The sequence below is a fragment of the Kitasatospora sp. NPDC088160 genome (assembly GCF_044741445.1).
GTDB lineage: Bacteria > Actinomycetota > Actinomycetes > Streptomycetales > Streptomycetaceae > Kitasatospora.
The window spans coordinates 59,665-75,108 of sequence record NZ_JBIUSS010000013.1; the positions used below are offsets into that span (position 1 = coordinate 59,665).

The 15,444-nt window shown below is 74.7% G+C and carries 14 protein-coding genes and 2 pseudogenes (1 of these 16 only partly in view); 9 read left to right on the top strand and 7 right to left on the bottom strand.

The features are described 5' to 3' along the window. The 3 genes and pseudogenes from ACIOGZ_RS21305 to ACIOGZ_RS21315 all read left to right on the top strand — a co-directional run. A pseudogene (locus tag ACIOGZ_RS21305) lies at positions 1-8 on the top strand (NADPH-dependent F420 reductase) (its annotated part extends 640 nt beyond the left edge of the window); the annotation flags it as partial. Between the two features lie 436 nt (positions 9-444). Continuing rightward, a complete protein-coding gene (locus tag ACIOGZ_RS21310; protein ID WP_063352995.1) occupies positions 445-756 on the top strand; it encodes a helix-turn-helix transcriptional regulator in 312 nt (103 codons plus the stop codon). A 165-nt stretch (positions 757-921) separates the two neighbouring features. After that, the gene (locus ACIOGZ_RS21315; RefSeq protein ID WP_400986774.1) at positions 922-2,190 is read left to right on the top strand and encodes an MFS transporter; all 1,269 of its coding nucleotides are present in this window, start codon (positions 922-924) and stop codon (positions 2,188-2,190) included. Positions 2,191-2,459: 269 nt separating this feature from the next. Here ACIOGZ_RS21315 and ACIOGZ_RS21320 read toward each other — a convergent pair whose 3' ends face one another. The 4 genes from ACIOGZ_RS21320 to ACIOGZ_RS21335 form a co-directional block, all read right to left on the bottom strand. Then, entirely contained in the window at positions 2,460-2,882 is a 423-nt protein-coding gene (locus ACIOGZ_RS21320; protein WP_363632318.1) for a DUF6879 family protein, read from the bottom strand. A gap of 113 nt (positions 2,883-2,995) precedes the next feature. Beyond that, complete coding sequence (locus tag ACIOGZ_RS21325) at positions 2,996-3,184, bottom strand: hypothetical protein (RefSeq protein WP_363632320.1); 189 nt, start codon at positions 3,182-3,184, stop codon at positions 2,996-2,998. Positions 3,185-3,306: 122 nt separating this feature from the next. After that, positions 3,307-4,143, bottom strand: coding sequence for a helix-turn-helix domain-containing protein (locus ACIOGZ_RS21330; protein WP_400335774.1), 837 nt, complete (start codon positions 4,141-4,143; stop codon positions 3,307-3,309). Then, a complete protein-coding gene (locus ACIOGZ_RS21335) occupies positions 4,140-4,895 on the bottom strand; it encodes a DUF6879 family protein (RefSeq protein ID WP_363588113.1) in 756 nt (251 codons plus the stop codon). Before ACIOGZ_RS21335 ends, ACIOGZ_RS21330 begins: the two co-directional genes overlap by 4 nt. Before the next feature lie 240 nt (positions 4,896-5,135). Here ACIOGZ_RS21335 and ACIOGZ_RS21340 point away from each other — a divergent pair, with 240 nt between their 5' ends. Next, positions 5,136-6,269: an NAD(P)/FAD-dependent oxidoreductase gene (locus tag ACIOGZ_RS21340; RefSeq protein WP_363632325.1), complete on the top strand. Its 1,134-nt coding sequence runs from the start codon at positions 5,136-5,138 to the stop codon at positions 6,267-6,269. A 64-nt stretch (positions 6,270-6,333) separates the two neighbouring features. Here the strand turns inward: ACIOGZ_RS21340 and ACIOGZ_RS21345 are convergent. Next, a pseudogene (locus ACIOGZ_RS21345) lies at positions 6,334-7,056 on the bottom strand (phosphotransferase family protein); the annotation flags it as partial. A 236-nt stretch (positions 7,057-7,292) separates the two neighbouring features. Here ACIOGZ_RS21345 and ACIOGZ_RS21350 point away from each other — a divergent pair. Beyond that, positions 7,293-8,288: a zinc-dependent alcohol dehydrogenase family protein gene (locus ACIOGZ_RS21350; protein WP_363588117.1), complete on the top strand. Its 996-nt coding sequence runs from the start codon at positions 7,293-7,295 to the stop codon at positions 8,286-8,288. 67 nt (positions 8,289-8,355) lie between these two features. On the opposite strand, the gene ACIOGZ_RS21355 is transcribed toward ACIOGZ_RS21350, so the two are convergent. Beyond that, positions 8,356-8,703: a helix-turn-helix transcriptional regulator gene (locus ACIOGZ_RS21355; RefSeq protein WP_363588119.1), complete on the bottom strand. Its 348-nt coding sequence runs from the start codon at positions 8,701-8,703 to the stop codon at positions 8,356-8,358. 324 nt (positions 8,704-9,027) lie between these two features. Beyond that, positions 9,028-9,900 (bottom strand): bacterial transcriptional activator domain-containing protein, encoded by an 873-nt coding sequence (locus ACIOGZ_RS21360; RefSeq protein ID WP_363588121.1) that lies wholly within the window; start codon positions 9,898-9,900, stop codon positions 9,028-9,030. Between the two features lie 598 nt (positions 9,901-10,498). Between ACIOGZ_RS21360 and ACIOGZ_RS21365 the strand changes: the two genes are divergently transcribed. The 4 genes from ACIOGZ_RS21365 to ACIOGZ_RS21380 are packed head-to-tail and all read left to right on the top strand — an operon-like array spanning position 10,499 to position 15,438. After that, positions 10,499-11,710: an aminotransferase class I/II-fold pyridoxal phosphate-dependent enzyme gene (locus ACIOGZ_RS21365; protein WP_363588123.1), complete on the top strand. Its 1,212-nt coding sequence runs from the start codon at positions 10,499-10,501 to the stop codon at positions 11,708-11,710. 56 nt (positions 11,711-11,766) lie between these two features. Then, the gene (locus ACIOGZ_RS21370) at positions 11,767-13,005 is read left to right on the top strand and encodes a beta-ketoacyl-[acyl-carrier-protein] synthase family protein (RefSeq protein WP_363588125.1); all 1,239 of its coding nucleotides are present in this window, start codon (positions 11,767-11,769) and stop codon (positions 13,003-13,005) included. Then, positions 13,002-13,895, top strand: a complete 894-nt coding sequence (locus ACIOGZ_RS21375; protein ID WP_363588127.1) for a MaoC family dehydratase — start codon at positions 13,002-13,004, stop codon at positions 13,893-13,895. The genes ACIOGZ_RS21370 and ACIOGZ_RS21375 overlap by 4 nt, the downstream gene beginning before the upstream one ends. A gap of 7 nt (positions 13,896-13,902) precedes the next feature. Continuing rightward, complete coding sequence (locus ACIOGZ_RS21380) at positions 13,903-15,438, top strand: AMP-binding protein (RefSeq protein WP_363588129.1); 1,536 nt, start codon at positions 13,903-13,905, stop codon at positions 15,436-15,438. Positions 15,439-15,444 lie beyond the last annotated feature (6 nt).

Sequence of the window (15,444 nt, forward strand, 5' to 3'; positions counted from 1 at the left end):
GCCCACCGCACCGCCCGCACCCGCACCACCGTGACCGCCGACGCCCTGGCCGCCTACCGCACCGCCGCCCGCACCGGCCGGGGCCCCCCCCCCCCCCCCCCCCCCCCCCCCCCCCCCCCCCCCCGCCCGCCCCCCCCCCCCCCCCCCCCCCCCCCCCCACCCCCCCCCCCCCCGCCCCCCCCCGGGGCCCCCCCGGGCGCGGGCCGGGCTGCTGGAGGCGACCGCCGCGTTCCTGATCGGCCTGTGGGTGGGCGAGGGCGTGGACGCCCAGGCGATCGCCCCGCCCCTGGCCCACGCCGGCCCGTAGGCCCGTAGGCCCGCAGGCCGCCGGGGCGGCGGGCATGCGGGCCGCCCCCGCCTCGTCCGGCCCGGGTTGACACGCTTCTTCACATCTAGAATATTGGATACGTCATCTGGTCGAGGGTCGGGCGAAGGGAGCGCGCGGTGGATCCGCTGGCCGTCCACAAGGCGCTCGCCAACCCGGCGCGGGCGGACTTCCTGCGCTGGCTCAAGACGCCCGAGCGCTACTTCGACGAGGACTACTACCGCGAGCGCGGCGTGGGCTTCCACATCGGCGTGTGCGTGACGGACATCCGGGAGAAGTCCGGGCTCGCCCAGTCCGTGGTCTCCGGCTACCTGCAGATCCTGCGCGACGCCGGACTGCTGGTGTCCGAACGCGTCGGCAAGTGGACCTTCTACCGCCGCGACGAGGAGACGATCGCCGCGTTCGCCGCCTACGCCCGCGACGAACTCTGACGCTCCGCCCCCTCCGGGGCGCACCCCACCGCCCCCGCCGGGGCGGCCCGGGCTGCGCCCTTCCTTTTCGCCCCATTCCATCTAACTATCTAGATTTGTAGCCCCATGCGCGGGCGGGTGCCGTGCGCCCGCACACCCCGCGCGCCGGGCGGACGGAGGCAGCACATGCGAAAGACCGGCCCCGCCGTCCTGACACTCTCCCTGGGAGTGTTCGGGATCATCACCACCGAGATGGGCGTCGTCGGCGTCCTGCCCCGCATCTCCGAGGAACTCGGCGTCACACCCTCCGCCGCCGGCTGGCTGGTGGGCGTCTTCGCCCTCGTGGTCGCCGCCACCGGACCGTTCGGCACCCTGCTGGCCTCCGGCCTGCGCCGCAAGGCCGTCCTGGCGAGCGCACTGGCCGTCTTCGCGCTCTCCAACGCCGTGTACGCGCTCACCGACGACTTCGCCGTGATGTTCGCCTTCCGGATCCTGCCCGCGCTCTTCCACCCCGTCTTCTTCGCCGTCGCCCTCACCACCGCCGCCAACCTGGTCCCCGAACACCGCGCCACCCGGGCGGCCACCACCGTCTTCGCCGGCGTCACCGTCGGCTTCGCCTTCGGCGTGCCGCTCACCTCCTACCTCGCCGAACACGCGGGCCTGGCCGCCGCGTTCTGGTTCGGCGCCGGCGTCAACCTGCTGGCCTGCCTGGGCGTCCTGCTCCTCCTGCCCCCCACCCCCGCGACGCCCGCAGCGCCCGCAGCGCCCGCAGGCCGGCGCCCCTCCTACCGGGGCCAGCTGGCCATCCTGCGCCGGGGCCGGCTGTGGCTGTCGGTCCTCGCCGTCGTGTGCGTGTTCGCCGCGATGTTCTCCGTCTACGGCTACTTCGCCGAATACCTGGAACGCGTCACCGGCCTGAGCGCCTCCCTGGTGGGCGCCGCGCTGATGGCCTTCGGGATCGTCATGGTCCTCGGCAACCTCCTCTTCGGCCGCCTCCTGGAACGCGACCTCCCGCGCACCGTCACCGCCTTCCCCGCCCTCTACGTCCTCCTCTACGCCCTGCTCTACGCGATCGGCCCCTGGCCCGCGCCGATGACCGCCGGCGTCCTGCTCTGGGGCGCGGTGCACTCCGGCGGACTCGTCGTCAGCCAGAGCTGGCTGGCCCGCGACGCCCAGGACGCACCCGAGTTCGGCAACAGCCTGTTCATCTCCTTCTCCAACCTGGGCATCACCGCCGGCAGCGCGGTGGGCGGCCTCGTCGTCTCCACCGCCGGCGCCCGCCACCTGCCCTGGGCCGGAGCGGGCTTCGCCCTCGCCGCCCTGGCCGCCGTCCTGCTGCGCCGCCGCCTGGGCCCCGCCACCCAGGCCACCCCCACGCCGCAGACCCCGGCGCAGGACGAGCCGACCACCGACGACGCCGCCGCGCCCGATTCGGCCCGGGCCGCCACCGCCTGACGGCTGCCGTATCAGTCCAGGCAGGCCAAGGCGCCCGCCACGAGCGAGCGCACGGCCGCGCCCCGCACCGCCCCCCTGCGAGAGGCGGTCGAAGGCCCGGGCGTACAGACCGACCTGGCCGGGCCGGGTGAGGGTGGAAGCGGCATCCAGCGTGTCCGCGTGGACCCCGCTCCCCGTGTCCTCGCGGATCTCGCGCACCCGGCCGGCCAGGGCTTCGCGGGCCTGTTGAACGCTCGCAGAGGGGTGCGCGGGCACGGAGCCGGCCTTCGTCAGACGTCGTACAGGTGGTGCGGGACCGCTCGCTCCCAGACCGCTTCGAACGCGGTGGCACACAGCGCCACGGTCTGCGGGTCCGCCGTGATCTCGTCCTCGACCACCGCGCCGTCACCGGAGAAGTGGTGCACCCGAAGCAGCGCGCCGTCGAACAGCCAGAAGTCGTTGCCCGGCAGGGGGATGCCCGTGGCCCGTCGCCGGGGCAGCCAGCGGACCTCCTCACCCGCCGTGACGTTGGCGTGGGTGACGTAGTGCTCCCACCGGATGTACGCGGACACGGGCTCGGAGACGACCCGGGCCCGGCGCACGGCCACACCCCGGGCCACCGTGTCCGTGATCAACTGGTCGTAGGAGTCCCGCAGCTCCAGATGGACGGCGGAGCGCCGGCACCGCCCGAGCAGCTCGGCGAAGTCGGGCACGCCCGACGCCGCTCGCGTTCCTCCGGGGACAGCTCGGTCGGCCGGACCGCTCGTCGGGGTCCGGCGGGGCCGCCCCGCCTCCCGGCGGCCGGGGGCCCCTTGCGGTGCCGCGCTCACGTGTCCAGGGCTTTGCGGATCAGGGTGGCGAGCACGGCGGCCTCGGCCTCCTTGAGGTGTCCCAGGGCCACCCAGGAGAAGCTGGATCCCGCGAACACGTCCGGGCCACCACGGACGAGGGCGGAGATCCCGGCAGCGCGCAGCGCTTCCCGCAGATCGTTCGCCGCCGACTCCTCGGCGCTCACCCGTTCCGACTGTCCAGTCGGCTCAAGACCCGACATGTGCCACTCCCTTGACCGATGGGGTTCCGTCACCACGAAGGCAGGGGCGGCGGCAGGAACCGGGCGGAGGTGATTCCCGGTGATTCTCACAGCAGCGACCGGCGGGCCCGGGAAATCACCCGATGGGCTGACGGGCCGTAGACGGCGCTCTCCGCCAGGGCCTCCCACGCCCGGACGTGAAGCGCGACGTCTGCCGGATCGTCCAACCACATCTCCGCGTGCCAGGACTCGGTGATGACCAACGCGCCGTCGTGGATGGAGAATCCGACTCCCGCGGGCACTCTGAGATCGGCATCGAACGGCACGATCCCGAGCCGGACGTTCCCACGTGCCAGCCAGGGGGCCAGGCACTCCAGCTGGTCCGCCAGTACGGCCGGCGGGCAGAGCCGGGAGACAAGGGCGCCTTCCCACACCAGGAAGTGGAACGACCGCGACCGGTCGTTGAGAACCCTCTGGCGTTCCATGCGGGTCACCGCCGCGGCCTCGACGTCGCGGATCGACGGATGGACCCTGGTGTACCGGGTGAGGACCGCTCGCGCGTACTCGGCGGTCTGGAGCAGGCCGGGAACCAGGGTCGGGTCGAATGACCGACGGTCGCCGGTCTTCTTCCCCTGCGCGGCGTGCGCCTCCTGCACCGGCCGGACACCGCCGGCGAGTTGGCGCCGCCACGACCGGTACTGGGTCTCCACCGTCCGCAGCCGGCCCACCAGCTCGGCGGCGGCGTCGGGCCGGCCGACGGCCTCGGCCCAGGCGACCACATCGGCCCTGGTGGGCGACTGCCTGCCGTTCTCCAGCTTGCTGACCTTGGACTGGGGCCAGCCCAGCCGCACGGCCAAGGCGCGTCCGGACAACCCGCACTCGGTGCGCAGTTCACGCATCCGGGCACCAAGAGCAGACCGTGCCTGCTGATAGTCGGTGCTCACATGCCGGAAGGTACCTGAGCCCGGAACCGCGCGTAGGGCCTCGCGTGGTGCCAGGCGGCATCACGCACCTGGCAGGCACGGAGGACTTCCAGCGGGTCGGTGACCAACTCCATTCCCACGGTGCGCTCCCCCTCGAAGTGGAAGCGCGCGACCGTGCGGGAGTCGAAGAGCCAGAAGTCCGTCAGCCCGGCCAGCCCGGCCGCCTCGGCCTCCGAGCGCCACATGCACCGGATGTCCTCACCGGCCGCCACGTTGGTCCGGGCGCACGCCAGCAGGTACCGCTGCCCCTCGGTCGGCGGATCGTCCACCAGACGCACCCGCTCGAACCTCTTGCCCTTGCCGACCATGCGGCGCACGTTCTCGAACCAGGGGTGCCCGACCTCCCCGGCGCTGTCCCCCGTCCGAAGGAACTCGGCGTAGGAGGGCGTCTGCTTGTCGGAGAGGTATCCCGCCCTTGTCTCCAACCGCCACGCGGTGTGCTCGAACCCGTCGTTGATGAACTCGGTGATCCGCTGCTGCGGTACGAACTCCGGCACCGGCGTCGACTCCTTCGGAGCGAACCGCACCAGCAGTTCGCGGGGCACGACTACGAAGCCCTCATCGTCCTTCACGTGCATGAGTTGCGCCACGTCCTCGGGGTCCGTCACGGCGTACCCCTGCACGGCCACCTCGCCGGTGTCCACGTCCTCGTACAGCGTCGGGCAGTCGCCGACACCCGAGGTGCTACCGATGACACGCAGCCGCCTTGCCATAGCTGTTCCTCTCGACGGCAGACAGGAAGGTCCTCCCATGATCGGCCTCAACCGGCGCTCCGGAAGGGGTGATTCTCGATGATTCTCATGACGATCCGACGCGGGCGCGGTGACGGCCGGATGTCGGGGGTGTGAGCCGGGTGCCGGTGGCCTGTCAGCGGCGTGCCGGTGGGCCCTGGGACCTTTCCGGGGACAGGCCGGGTGCCCATCCGGCAGGCGCGCGACAGACAGGGAACCACCATGACCACCGACATCGCGATCATCGGCGCCGGACTCGGCGGGCTGACCCTGGCCCGGGTCCTGCACCTGCACGGCATCGCGGCCACCGTCTACGAGGCGGAGGCCTCGCCGGCGGCGCGTGCGCAGGGCGGGATGCTCGACATCCACGACTACAACGGGCAGCTCGCCGTCCGGGCGGCCGGCCTGACGGAGGAGTTCGAAGCCCTCGTCCTGGAGGGCCGCCAGGCGATGCGGATCCTCGACCGGGACGGGAGCGTCCTGCTCGACAAGGCCGACGACGGCACGGGCGGGCGCCCCGAGGTGCAGCGCGCCGAACTGCGGCAGATGCTGCTCGCCTCGCTCCCGGCCGGCACCGTCCGGTGGGGCCGCAAGGCCGCCGGCGTCCGCGCCCTGGGCGCCGGCCGCCACGAGGTGGCGTTCGCCGACGGCACCACCGCCGCCACCGGCCTGCTGGTCGGCGCGGACGGCGCGTGGTCACGGGTGCGGCCGCTGCTGTCCGCCGCCACCCCCCAGTACACCGGCACGTCGTGCGTCGAGACCTACCTGTTCGACGCCGACACCCGCCACCTCGCCGCCGCGAAGGCGGTCGGCGGCGGGTCGATGATGGCGCCCTCGCCGGGCGCGGAGATCTTCGCCCACCGGGAGAGCGGCGACACCCTGCACACCTACGTGATGCTCACCAGGACGCAGGAATGGTTCGCCGACATCGACTTCACCGACCCCGGTGAGGCACGCGCCCGCATCGCGGCACAGTTCGACGGCTGGGCACCGGAGCTCACCGCGCTGATCACCGACGGCGACACCGCGCCGCTCCTGCGCCCCCACTACACCCTGCCGATCGGCCACCGGTGGGACCGGGTGCCGGGGGTGACCCTGCTGGGCGACGCCGCCCACCTCGCGGCCCCCAACGGCGAGGGCGCCAACCTCGCCATGCTCGACGGCGCCGAACTCGGCCAGGCCCTGGCCGCGCACCCCGGCGACACCGAGGCCGCCCTCGCCGCGTACGAGCGGGCCATGTTCCCACGCGGCGCCGAGGCCGCCTCCGAGGGCGCGCACATGCACGAGCTCCTCAACGGCGACGACACCCCCCACGCCCTGATCGCCGCCTTCCTCGACGGCGGTCCGGCCTCCTGAACCGCCCACCGGGAAGCCGGGAAGCCGGGAAGCCGGGAGCCGGGGAGCCGGCGGCGGGCGGCGCTCAGGCGTACCGGTCGAGCAGCGCCTCCAGGTAGTCCTCCAGGCGCCGGCCCAGCAGGGCCGGCGTCAGGTCGCCGCGCCCCAGCTCCCGCCACGGCACGGCGACCTTCTCCGCGTCCGGCGCGAACGCCAGCGCGTCCAGCAGCCGCCAGTACAGGTGCGCGCCCCGGTCCGCCTCCAGCGTGCCGCCGGCCGCCAGGTAGCGGGCGGCGAAGTCCAGGCCGGTGTCCACGCCGTGCAGCAGGGCCAGGGCGGTGGAGCAGTGGGCCACGTCCAGGTCGGCCGGGCCCCAGGAGGTCTCCACCCAGTCCACGACCCCGCTGACGGCCAGCGCGGCGCCCTGCCCGGTGAACAGCACGTTGCCGGGGTGGAAGTCGCGGTGCAGGAAGCACGGCCGGTACGCGGGCACCTCGCGGCGGATCACGTCCACCGCCCGCCGCCACACCCCGGGACGCGCCGTGGCCCCGGGCACCCGCACCCGCTCCGGGGCCGTCCACGCCTCGAAGGCGCGGGGGCGCTCGCCCGGCGCCACCGCGAGCGCGTGCACGGCGGCCAGCTGACCGGCCAGCAGGTCCGCGCGGCGCTCCACGTCGCCGTCCTGCGCCACCCGCACGCCGCCCGGCAGCAGCGACATCACCAGCGACGGGTGGTCGCAGAACTCGCCCGCCGCGTCCAGGGCGTGCAGCCGCGCCGCCGGCACGCCGCCGTCCGCGAGCAGCCGCAGCCCGCGCGGCCCCGGGTCTGACGCGGGTCTGACGCGGGTCTGACGCGGGTCTGACGCGGGTCTGACGCGGGTCTGACGCGGGGTCAACTCACCGGCAACGCCCGCCGACCGCCCCCTATTCCGAGACCGGTCGAAGTTTGACAGTTTCCCGCGCACCGGGTTACGTAAGTGGCCGCACCGCACGCCGCACCGCACGCCGCACCGCCACCGGCCCGCCGCAGCAGGGGAGTTACGCCATGTCCAGGACCGTCGTCTTCGACCGCACCGGAGGGCCGGAGGTCCTGACCGTGCGAGCCGCCGCCGTACCCGTGCCCGGCCCCGGCGAACTGCTCATCCGCGTCACCGCGATCGGCCTCAACCGCGCCGAGGCCCTCTTCCGCGCCGGCACCTACCTCGACGAGCCCAGGCTGCCCGCCACCCCCGGCTACGAGGCCGCCGGCACCGTGGAAGCCCTCGGCGAGGGCGTCACCGGCTTCGCCGCCGGCGACCGGGTCGACACCGTCCCGGCCTTCTCCCAGAACGACTACGGCGTCTACCGCACCCACGCCCTCGTGCCCGCCCGCGCCGTCGTCCACCACCCGGCCGGCCTCACCGACGTCCAGGGCACGGCCGTGTGGATGCCCTACCTGACCGCCTACGGCGCCCTCGCCGAGGACGGCCACCTGCGCCCCGGCGACCACGTCCTGCTCACCGCCGCCGCCTCCGGCACCGGCCTGGCCGCCATCCGCACCGCCCGCCGCCTGGGCGCCGTCCCCATCGCCACCACCCGCACCCGCGCCAAGAAGCAGCAACTCCTGGACGCCGGCGCCGCCGACGTCGTCATCACCGGCGAGGAGGACCTGGTGGCCCGCGTGGACGCCATCACCGCCGGCACCGGCGTGCGCACCGTCTTCGACCCCGTCGCCGGCCCCGGCGTCCTCACCCTCGCCCGCACCATCGCCCCCGGCGGACGCCTGATCGTCTACGGCCGCCTCGACCCCCGCGACACCCCCCTGCCCGGCCAGGACACCTTCGCCCCCGTCACCAGCCGCTTCTACTCCATGCACGAGGTGACCCGCGACGACGAACGGCTGCGCCGCGCACAGGCCTTCGTCACCGCCGGGCTCGCGGACGGCTCCTTCACCCCCGCCGTCGACCGGGTCTTCGAGGGCCTCGACCGGATCGCCGAGGCCCACCGCTACCTGGAGGCCGGTACCCAGGTCGGCAAGATCGTCCTCACCGTCCAGAACTGACCCCGCCGGGGCCGAGCCTTCCGGAACCGGCCCGCCCCGCGGCCGCCGGCCGCGAGCGGGCCGGCCGTCAGGGCGCCGCGCGGGCCTCGGCGTCGGCGGCGGCGACCACCGCCGACAGCAGGCCCGGGAAACGGCCCTCCAACTCCTCGGCGCGCAGCGAGTTCATCTTGGTGGTGCCGACGTAGTACTGGTGCAGCAGTCCGGCCTGGCGCAGCACGTTGAAGTGGTGCGTCGAGGTGGAGCGGGAGACCGGAAGGTCAAAGGAGCCGCAGCTCAGCGCGGCGCCCGCGTGGGCCAGCCGGCGCACCACCGATCTGCGGGCAGGGTCCGCGAGTGCCTCCAACACCTGCTGGACGCTGAGGTCCTCCACACCAGGGTGCACGATCACCCGCGCCGCCACGCGTGCCCGTCCCACACCCACCACCCCTTCCCAACGCTCGACCCCCGTCCCGGTTCGGTAAAAGCCGCGCGGCGTGCGCGACTTCGCGCCTCGACGCTACTACGAGCGCGCCGTGCGCCACGCCCACCGCAACACCTCCGCAACACGCGCGCGCCCGCCCCGGCGCGCCCGCGACCCCCGCGCCCCCGCCCGCCCCCGTGCGCGCACGCGGGCGGGCGGCCCCCCGAAGCCGGGGGCCGCCCGCCACGACGACAGGCCGTCAAGCCGCGCGCGCACCGACAGGCCGTCAGGCCGCGCGCACCGCCGATCCCGCCAGGCCGCGCGCCCACCGACAGGCCGTCAGGCCGCGCGCACCGGCGGCCCGGCCGGGCGCGCCAGCCGGGCCAGGGCCAGCGGCTCGAAGATCCCCATCAGCACCGGGTCCACCGGCCGCACCGCCGCCGCAGCGGGCGCGACGGGAGCGGGGGAGCGCAGCAGCGCCAGGTAGAGCTCCTGGGTCTCGGCGGCCGGGTCGATGCCCAGCTCCTCCGCCAGCACCTGGCGCAGCTGCTGGTAACAGCGCAGCGCCTCGGCCCGGTTGCCGGCCGCGGCCAGCGCCTCCATCCGGCAGCGGTAGGCGCTCTCGCGGAACGGGGCGCGGCGCACCGCCTCGTCGGCCCAGCGCAGCGCGTGGTGCTCCTCGCCCAGCGCCGAGGCCGACAGGCTCGCCGTCTCCAGCGCGGACATCCGCAGCTCCTCCACGTGCTCGCGCACCCCGCCCGCCCACTCGCCCTCGTGGTCGGGCAGGAACGCGCCGCGCAGATTGGCGATCGCACCCGCGGCCAGCTGCTGCGCCACCGCGTAGGAGCGGGCCGCGTACGCCTCCCCGGCCTCCCCGACCGCGCTGGCGGCGGCCTCCAGGTCCACCGCCGCGTCCGCGGGCAGCCGCAGGACGTAGCGCCCGCCCTGGGCGATCAGCGGGGTGGCGCCCGGGCCCTGGCCGGGGGCGGCGACGAAGGCCCGCACCCGCGAGACCACGCTGCGCAGCGCGGAGGCCCAGGTGTCGGGCAGGCCGTCGGGCCAGATGGTGTCGGCCAGCTGGTCGCGGCTGGTGCCGGCGGAGCGCTCCAGGACCAGGCGGGCGAACGCCACCTGGGCCTGGGCGCTGGACAGGTGCTGCGGGGCGCCGTGGTCGTGCTCGATCGTCACAAGTCCTGTCAGGCGGATCAGCATGAGAATTCCCCCGATCTGCCGTACGGACTGTCTTCCCGGAAGCCGTTCAACGTGCTCCAACCCCCTTGAGCCAAAGCGGAGCCGACGGCCCGTGACGCCGGGCCGACGGCGTGGGAAACCTGGACCGGAAATTCCGCCGACCAGCCGTTCGGTTTCGGCGGATTTCGACCATACATTCGACGCATCACACGGTGTCAACACTGGTCGACAAAACATACCCACCAGCCGGTCCATGCGTCGTGGACGCAGGGTTTCTGCACGTCAGAGCGTTACCGCAGGCCGGGAACACGGCTATTGCGGACGCCTTGCGCATCCTGCCGTAGAAATGTAGTCATCCTTGAGCACCCCGCGTGAAGGCTTCGAGAAACACCACCCCACCCCCTGCGCCGGGCACCACCCGTAAAAGCCCCGGGACTATCCCGGGAGGAAACCCCAGCACCACCACCCGCCCCCGCGCCGGGAAATACCGAAAACAATCCGGAACAAGCCGACGACGAACCGCCGACCAGCCGACGGACAACCGGCGGCAAACCGACGGCAAACCGCACGGCAAAACCGCCGCGCGCCCGCCGCGCCCCGCCGAGAAGGAGACCCGCACGTGAACGCCACCGGAGCATGGGACCGCCTGGAGCCGAAGCTCGCCGCCACCCTGGACCGCGTGGCCGCGCTGGAGTCCGACCCCTCACGCCGCAACAGCTTCGTCGCCTACACCATGGAACGCGACAGCGCCTACTGCGACCTGGACGGCGAGCGCCTGCTCATGATGTCCGGCTACAGCTACCTGGGCCTGGCCGGCGACGAACGCGTGGTGGCCGCCGCCAAGGCCGCCGTCGACGTCTACGGCACCGGCAACCACGGCGTGCGCGCCCTGGCCGGCACCATCCCGCTGCACGAGGAACTGGAAGCCGAGGTCGCCCGCTTCGCCCGCCGCGAACGCGCCCAGGTCTTCGGCTCCGGCTACGCCGCCAACGTCGGCACCGTCGGCGCCCTGGTCGGCCAGGGCGACACCGTCCTGATCGACAAGTACGACCACGCCAGCATCGTCGACGGCTGCCGCCTCTCCGGCGCCACCGTCACCCGCTTCCGCCACAACGACGTCGACCACCTCGAACGCCGCCTCAAGGCCGCCTCCCCGACCGGCGTGCGCCTGGTCATCGTCGACAGCGTCTACTCCATGGACGGCGACATCGCCCCGCTGCCCGAACTGCGCGCGGTCTGCGACGCCCACGACGCCCTCCTGATGGTCGACGAGGCCCACGCCCTGGGCGTCATCGGAGAAACCGGCGGCGGCATCGAGGAGCACTTCGGCTACCGCCACCGCGTCGACATCAAACTCGGCACCCTCTCCAAGGCCATCCCCTCCATGGGCGGCTGGGTCGCCGGCAGCCACGAACTGATCGGCCACCTGCGCTACGCCGCCCGCCCGTTCCTGTTCTCCGCCGCCCTCGGCCCCGCCCAGACCGGCGCCGCCCTGGAGTCCCTGCGGATCCTGCGCCGCGAACCCGAACGCGTCACCCACATCCAGGTCCAGGCCCAGCGCCTGCGCCGGCGCCTCAACGACGCCGGCATCTCCACCATGGACTCCGCCACCGCCGTCCTGCCCGTCATCGCCGGCTCCGACGACGCCGCCTACGACTACGCCACCGCCTGCCGCAAGGCCGGCGTCATCGGCCTGCCCGTCGTCACCCCCGCCGTGCCCAACGACCTGGCCCGGCTGCGGATCGCCGTCACCGCCCGCCACACCGCCGCCGACATCGACTTCGCCGCCGACGCCTTCCTGACCGCCGCCGCCCAGACCGGCCTCATCTGACCAGGACGGCGCCACCAAGGAAGGCCCGGCCCCCAACGCCCGGAAAGGACAAGACCATGGCAGCCCGCCCCACCCGGCCCCCCATCGCCGTCACCGGCCTGGGCGTCGTCAGCCCCGCCGGCCACACCCCGGCCGCGTTCTGGCACACCGTCAGCACCGGCACCCCCACCGCCACCGCCCTCACCGACCCCGCCCTGGCCCGCCACCGGGTCCGCCTGGGCTGCCGCGTCACCGACCTGCCCGACAACGGCCCCGTCCCCGCCAAGGACGCCCGCCGCCTCGACCCCTTCGCCCACTACGGCACCCTCGCCGCCCTCGCCGCCCACCAGGACGCCGGCGCCCCCGAACCCGACCCCGGCCGCAGCGCCATCGTCGTCGGCAACGCCGTCGGCGGACGCACCACCAGCGACCGCGAATCCGCCCTCTTCACCACCGCCGGACCCCTGCGCGTCAGCCCCCTGATGCCCCTGGTCACCATGCCCAACGCCGCCGCCGCCCAGATCGCCATGCGCCTGGCCTGGACCGGCCCCGCCCTGACCATCGCCACCACCTGCGCCTCCAGCGCCGACGCCATCGGCCACGCCGCCCTCCTCCTGGAAACCGGCCGCGCCGACATCGTCATCGCCGGCGGCTGCGAAGCCACCCTCACCCCCGTCACCCTCGCCGCGTTCGGCAACCTCGGCGCCCACTCCCAGCGCAACGACGACCCCACCCGCGCCAGCCGCCCCTTCGACACCGACCGCGACGGCTTCGTCATGGGCGAAGGCGCCGGCTTCCTCGTCCTCGAACGCCTCGCCGACGCCCGCGCCCGCCACCGCACCCCCTACGCCCTCCTCGCCGGCTACGGCTCCAGCGCCGACGCCTACCACCTCTCCAACCCCCGCCCCGACGGCGCCGGCGCCGTCGCCGCCATGCGCGCCGCCCTCACCGACGCCGGCCTCACCCCCGCCGACATCGCCCACGTCAACGCCCACGGCACCTCCACCGTGCACAACGACCGCGCCGAAGCCGCCGCGCTGCGCACCGTCTTCGGCCCGCACGGCGTGCCCGTCACCTCCACCAAGGGCTCCATCGGCCACCTCATCGGCGCCGCCGGCGCCGTCGAGCTGATCGCCGCCGTGCAGGCCATGAACAGCCGCCTCGCCCCTCCCACCGCCAACCACGAGCACACCGAACAGGGCCTGGACCTCGACGTCGTCCACGGCACCGCCCGCCCCATCCGCCCCGGCGCGGCCCTGTCCAACTCGTTCGGCTTCGGCGGCCACAACTCGACCCTGGTGGTGACCCCGCTATGACCACGACCACACCCGCGACCGCGACCACACCCGCGACCACACCCGCGACCGCGACCGGGCCCGCGACGACGCCCGCCCACCGCACCGCCCGCACCCGCACCACCGTGACCGCCGACGCCCTGGCCGCCTACCGCACCGCCGCCCGCACCGGCCTGCCCCCCGCCCCGGACACCGCCGCCGCCCCCGCCCACCCCTTCGTCCTCGCCCACACCCTCGCCCAGCACACCGTCACCACCCTGACCACGGGCGATACCGGCTTCACCGGCGTGGTCCACCTCGCCCAGGAGATCCACACCCACCACCCCCTCACCGCCGGCACCCACGTCGACATCGACGTCACCGTCACCGCCGCCCGCCGCGAAGCCCGCGGCACCCGCCTGGCCCTCACCACCCACCTCACCGACGGCACCCGCACCCTGGCCCGCCTGACCACCTCCGCCCTGCTGGTCGGCGCCACCGCCATCGAACCCTTCGGCACCCTCACCCCCGCCGCCCACCCCGGCACCACCCCCGACACCGAACCCCTCACCCTCACCCACACCCTCACCCCCGCCGACGTCACCGCCTACGCCCACGCCGCCGGCGACCTCAACCCCCTGCACCTCGACGACGACGCCGCCCGCGCCGCCGGATTCCCCGCCGCCATCGCCCACGGCATGCACCTGGTCGCCCTCGCCACCGAGGAGATCACCGACCGCCACGCCGACGGCGACCCCACCCGCCTCACCGCCCTGGGCGCCCGCTTCGCCGCCCCCGCCACCCCCGGCACCCCGCTGCGCCTGACCCTGCAGCCCTACGACCGGGGCACGGTGGTGCGCTTCACCGTCGCCACCCAGGACGGCACCGCCGTCAAGGCCGGCTGGGCCGCCCTCACCCCGGCGGGGGAGTGAGACCCCGATGACCACACCCGCCGAACCCACCGCGCCCGCCGCGCCCGCCGCGCCCGCCGTGCAGGCCCCGCCGCCGCTGTCGCTGCCCGACGCGTTCACCGCCCACGCCCGCACCCGGCCCGACGCCGTCGCCCTCCTGTGGCACGAACGCGCCGTCACCTACCGCGAACTCGCCGAAACCGCCGAACGCGAACGGCTGCGCCTGCACACGCTGGACCTCGCCCCCGGCGAGCCGGTGGGCCTGCCCGCCGCCAAGTCCCCCGAGCAGATCGCCCTCGTCCTGGCCTGCCTGATCGAGCGCCGCCCCTTCCTGCTGCCCTCCCCGCAGCTGGCCCCCGCCCTGCTCGCGGCCCTGTTCGCCCAGGCCGGCGCCCGCCACCTGCTCGCCCCCCTCGGCCAGGACACCCCCGCCCTGCCCGCCCTGGCCCGCCCCGCCCCCGTGCCCACCCTCGCCGCCGGCACCTCCTTCCTGCTCACCACCTCCGGCTCCACCGACCTGCCCAAGATCGTCCCCCTCGCGCAGGCCGCCGTCGACCGCTTCACCGCCTGGGCCCACGACACCTTCGACCTCGGGCCCGGCCGCGTCGTCGTCAACTACGCCCCCCTCAACTTCGACCTGTGCCTGCTGGACGTGTGGGCCACCCTCGCCGCCGGCGGCACCGTCCTGCTCATCGACCCCGCCCACGCGCTCAACGCCCGCCACCTGCTCGCCCAGCTCACCCGCCACCGCCCGCACGTCCTCCAGGCCGTCCCCCTCGCCTACGCCCTCCTCGCCCAGGCCGCCGCCCAGACGGCAGGCCCGGCGGTGCTGGACAGCGTCGAGCACGCCGCGTTCACCGGCGACGCCATCGACGCCCGCACCCTGGCCGCACTGCCCGCCCTGCTGCCCGGCGCCGCGCTCTACAACATCTACGGCTGCACCGAGACCAACGACAGCTTCCTGCACCGCCTGGACCGCCTGGACGCCACCGCCGCCCTGCCGGTGCCCATCGGCACCCCCCTGCCCGGGGTGCGCACCCTGCTCGCCGCCCCCGACGGCACCCCCGTCACCGGCCCCGGCCGCGGCGAACTGTACGTCTCCACACCCTTCCAGGCCGCCGGCTACCTGGACCGCTCCCGCGACGCCGGCCGCTTCACCACCCAGCCCGAGGGCGCCGGGCCCGGACGGCGCTGGTTCCGCACCGGGGACCTGGCCGTCCGCGACGAACACGGCCGCCTGCACCTGACCGGACGCGCCGACTTCCAGGTCAAGGTCCGCGGCGTCGCCGTCAACACCGCCGAGGTCGAACGCGTCCTGCTCGCCCACCCCGAGGTCCGCGAGGCCGCCGTCGCCGCAGCCCCGGACCCGCTGACCGGCAAACGCCTGCACGCCGCCGTCCAGCGCGCCGCCGGCTCCGCCCTCAACAGCCTCACCCTGCGCGAGCACCTGGCCCGCAACCTGCCGCGCGCCGCCGTGCCCGAACGCCTGGCCATCCACGACGCCCCGCTGCCCAAGACCGCCACCGGCAAGGTCGACCGCAAGGCCGTCCTGCCCACCGCCTGACCACAC